At 46.6% G+C, this 4,897-nt stretch carries 2 protein-coding genes; one reads left to right on the forward strand and one right to left on the reverse strand.

What is annotated here, in order from left to right; all coding sequences use genetic code 11:
• Positions 1-652: 652 nt before the first annotated feature.
• Entirely contained in the window at positions 653-3,469 is a 2,817-nt protein-coding gene (locus AEA42_RS05270; protein ID WP_055647172.1) for a prolyl oligopeptidase family serine peptidase, read from the reverse strand.
• A 254-nt stretch (positions 3,470-3,723) separates the two neighbouring features.
• Here AEA42_RS05270 and AEA42_RS05280 point away from each other — a divergent pair, with 254 nt between their 5' ends.
• Positions 3,724-4,734: an isocitrate dehydrogenase gene (locus AEA42_RS05280; protein WP_037416541.1), complete on the forward strand. Its 1,011-nt coding sequence runs from the start codon at positions 3,724-3,726 to the stop codon at positions 4,732-4,734.
• Positions 4,735-4,897 lie beyond the last annotated feature (163 nt).

Raw genomic sequence — 4,897 nt, forward strand, 5'->3', positions numbered from 1 at the left:
GTCGGACTGGTTTTCCGCTGCGCTTCAAACCAGCCGCAAATGCGGGCGTTAAATCCTTAAAAAATTTTAATCCGAAACTGAAGAGTTAGAGCAACGGCTCTATCACGCTTCTGTCCCAAAGCGTGCTTCGTATTTCTTTAAAACTTACAGACCACGCTAATGCTAAACAGGTGAGCCATGGTGATTAGCGAGACGACCGTCCGCCCCATGGCCGCTCTTTGGCATCCATGCCATCGCGGCATTCGTGAATCCATTAACATCAGACGGGGCGGTCGAGCATTAACGGATGGACTTGAACAACATCCCTGTTTAACGGCCTGTTCGCCATCCATGGCTCTCGTTCATAAGCTTAGAAATCCTAGATTTCTATTCACCGTGTCGTTGAGCAAATACCATGGTTCGCCCTTAAATATGGTCTGCATTCAATAACCAAGCAATGATATTCGTCTTCCAATATTTAACGCTCTTCTTGCCCCAAAGCATGCTTTGTATTTCTTTAAAACTTACAGACTACGCTAATGCCAAACAGGTGAGCCATGGTAATTCCAAGGGGATAAAAGGACTATTTCAATGAGCTAGCTCGCGCCCTTTTTGCCATAAAAAACGCCACCTTATGGTGGCGTTTGCTTATAGATAAACCTAAAACAGACGATTACTCATCATCGGCTTTATATTCGACATAGGCTTCGCCTTGGCTTAACCAAGTTGGCGCGGGTTTGCCTTTAAGATAATGGTCGAAGTATTCCATCATCCGAATGCTGTAATCGAGCTTATTAGGGTATTTCTTCAGATGATGTGGTTCATCTTCATATTGTAAAAACACCACATCTTTACCCGCACGGCGCATCGCTAAGTACATTTCAACACCTTGCTCCCAGGGCACCGCATCGTCTTTATCGCCAAACATGATCATCAACGGCGTATTAATGCGATCGGCATAAAACACGGGCGAGTTCTCAATGTATTTTTGTGGCGCTGCAAATAAACTTGCACCTATGCGGCTTTGGCCTGTTTCGTATTGGAATTGGCGTGCAATGCCGGTGCCATGGCGAATACCGCTGTAGGCGCTGGTCATATTCGCCACTGGCGCACCAGCCACCGCGGCTTTAAACATCTTAGTTTGGGTGATGGCAAACGCCGTTTGATAACCGCTCCAAGAGTGTCCTTGTAAACCAATGGCGTTAGCATCGGCAACACCCATATCGATAAGCTTTTGCACGCCCGAGGTCAATGTTTGTACTGAGCTAGCACCGGGATAACCGATATCGAAACGAATATCCGGCAAAAATACCGCATAACCATTATTGACATACCAAGCGAAGTTAGGTCTATGGTTGACCTTCATTTGCGGAAAGGCATGCAGTCTGTCGGTCATCAATTCATAGTAGTACACCAGCACAGGATAACGCTCGCCCGCTTGATAGTTGGTCGGTTTTATCAACACACCATCGAGGGGTTTACCATCACCATTGATCCAATGCACTAATTCAGCTTGGCTCCAATTAAAAGCTTGGCGCTGCTTATCAAAATCGGTTTGCTTCACTGCTTGTTGTGGCGCTTGATAGCTTGCGGTGTATAAATCGGGGAAGAGATCAAATCGCTCCTTAGAAAATACCAAGGTATCGGCATCTTTACTGCGCCCAAGCACAGTTAATTTATACTCGCCTTCCATCAGGGGCTTAACGCCCGCTTCGCCAAGGGTCGCTTGATAAAAACCATCGGCCTTAGTCTTGTCGCTGTAACCATGCAGCAGCACAGTAGCGTTGTAGGCAAGCGTCGTTGGCTCATCGGGATTATCGACTAAACCTTCGACACGATATTGAATTTTTTGAGCGCGTCCCTGCCCTGCTGTTAAGGCAAAGCCCGTTTTCGATGCGGTGTTAAACTGCCACACATCGAATTTATCGTAGACAAGGAAGCCGGCATCGTCCTTAAGCCAAGGGCCAAAACCATAACCCGGTGCATTGGAGGGAGAATCATGATCTTCATCGGCAAAACTCACCTTTAAAGACTGGGTCAGATTAGTGCGGCGACCTTCGGCAATATCGTATAAATACACATGACCTTGCTGATAATAGGCCACATATTTACCGTCGCCCGATAAGCTTGGCTCAGCATCACTGGGTTGTTGGGTTAACAGCGGCAACTTGCGACCCGTGTTGATATCCACCAAGTAATAATCTTGATAGAACCCTGCCCAAGTGATCATCTTGCGATAGGGTAAGTCAGAACTTGCCAGCATATAACGCTTGTGCTGTGACAGGGCCACATCTGGCACCGTTTTATCGCCAAGCTGCACCACATTGTTAGAGCCTAAATGCAACACGGCTAAATAAGTACGCTTTTGCTCTGCTTCATATTGCTTGATTTCATGGGGTTTAATCCGCGGATCTTCCCCATGCCAAACCTTAAGCCCGCGCTGGCCAGTCACAATCTCTTTATCATAAAGATCTTTTTCTTCGGCGATTTTCTTCAGGCTGAGCTGTTGGCTCACCTCAGGCACACGGCCAAAGAAGAGCCGTTCACTGTCTAATGAAAAGTTTAAACTGGCGTAACGATTTAACGTCCACTCTTTAGTGTTTGGCACAGGGCGAATTTTGCCCGAAGCGATATCGACTAGGCTTAACTGATAGCTGCGGCCATAGGGTAATTCACTCGCATCTCCTTGAGTAAAGGCCAGCCAGCGACCATTTTTTGAAAGTGCTAGCGCGCCTATTTGTTGGGTTTGAGACTCAAATACCGTTGATTTTTTGTAGTTTTTCAAATCAATTAGTTGTAATTGATGTTGCTTTGCTTCGATATCATTAACCGTGACGGCCAAGCGGCGACTGTCTTTATCAAACTGATAGGCGGTCACATGCTCCAGATCCACCCGCTGCGAAGGCGAAGATAGATTCACTAAGCTAAAACGACGGCCTTGGTCGAACTTATCAATCTTCACCTTTTCGGCTTTGGGCTTATCTTCGATGCCTTCGCTCTTCTCTTTGGCGTCTTTCTTGGCCTCTTCGTCGACTTCAAACCAAATGGCTAAATGCGCGCCATCGTCACTAAAGACAAATTCTTTTACCCGTTCAAATTTGGTTTGCGTGCCCGTTTGGGTATCGAGCAACACCATATCGGCCTTAAGCTTTTTCTTAGCTTTAGCATCGCTGGTTTCAACTTTAAGCAAACTAGGCTTAACCGCCATCGCTACATAACGGCCTGTGTGACTCACGATAGGGTCTGAGCCGCCTTCAATCTGAAAGTCTTTTCCTGATTGCAGATTTTTAATTAAACCATGGCTATCGCCACGATCCGGCGCCACCTCAACCGCCAGCACCTGACCATTGTCAGCGATAACGGGCTTTTCGAGGGACTCAAAATGCATGATGTCGTTTAGGGTAAGGGGTTTAGTGCTAGTTTCAGCATGGGCATGCGGCAATATTCCGAGGGATAACAGCACTAGCGATGTGATAGGTAATAACTTCAATGTCTTCCTCTTTTATGTAGTTGTTAGACTAAAGTAGACTTTTTTAACCATTGGCTCTCCATCATCGTTATAACCCAGTATTTTTACAAGTTTTACCCAATAAAAAATCGTGATATTGCTCACTAATTCCTGTGAAGTTTGACCAAACACGGTTAAAATAATAGGGAGAAAAAATACCAAATTCATAGTCATGTTACCCGGCTGATCCCGGGGCGGACAATTGCAGTAACGACGAACCGTGGAAGGACTTCTCCATGTCAAAAAGAACGATAACCGTAATTCCAGGTGATGGAATTGGCCCAAGTATTATTGATTCAGCCTTAAAAATTCTTGATAAAGCAGGTTGTGATTTTGAATATGAATTTGCAGATGCAGGCTTAACCGCTCTCGAGAAGCAAGGCGAACTACTTCCGCAGCGTACTTTAGAACTGATCGAAAAAAACCGCATCACCCTAAAAGGCCCGCTAACTACGCCTGTAGGCGAAGGTTTTACCTCTATCAACGTGACATTACGTAAGAAATTCGGCCTGTACGCTAACGTGCGTCCTGTGTTGTCTTTCAAAGGCACTCAAGCCCGTTATGAAAACATTGATATCATCACAGTGCGTGAAAACACCGAAGGCATGTACTCAGGCCACGGTCAGAAGGTTTCTGAAGACGGCAGCACCGCAGAAGCGACCAGTATTGTCACTCGTCAAGGCGCTGAGCAAATCGCGACATTCGCCTACGAACTGGCCCGCAAAGAAAACCGTAAAAAAGTCACTATCGTGCATAAAGCAAACATCATGAAGTCAACTTCAGGTCTGTTCCTGAAAGTGGCCCGTGAAGTGAGCCAACGCTACCCAGACATCAAAACCGAAGAAATGATCGTCGATGCGACTTGCATGAAGCTAGTGATGAACCCAGAAAACTTCGACGTTATCGTGACCACCAACCTGTTTGGTGACATTCTGTCGGATCTGTGTGCAGGTTTAGTCGGTGGTTTAGGTATGGCACCCGGTGCCAACATTGGCCGTGATGCAGCGATTTTCGAAGCCGTTCACGGCAGTGCGCCAGATATCGCAGGTAAAAACCTCGCTAACCCAACCTCAGTGATCTTAGCCTCTATCCAAATGCTGGAATACTTAGGCATGGCTGATAAAGCCGATATGATCCGTAAAGCCGTATCGGCAGTGATTGAAGAAGGCGACCGTACGACTCGCGATTTAGGCGGCACCCACGGTACGACTGACTTCACTCAAGCGGTGCTTGACCGTCTGTCATAATCGCTTTGCGCGAAACAAAAAACGCACCTTAGGGTGTAATGCCGATCAGTTAAGACAGATCGCTTGACGATCTCGCTGAAAAGATCAAAATCCGATGACCTCATGTCATCGGATTTTTTTATGCAACTCTCAGAAGCACTCGCCCGTACTCATATTACCCGCC

This window comes from Shewanella sp. Sh95 (assembly GCF_001308045.1).
Lineage (GTDB): Bacteria > Pseudomonadota > Gammaproteobacteria > Enterobacterales > Shewanellaceae > Shewanella > Shewanella xiamenensis.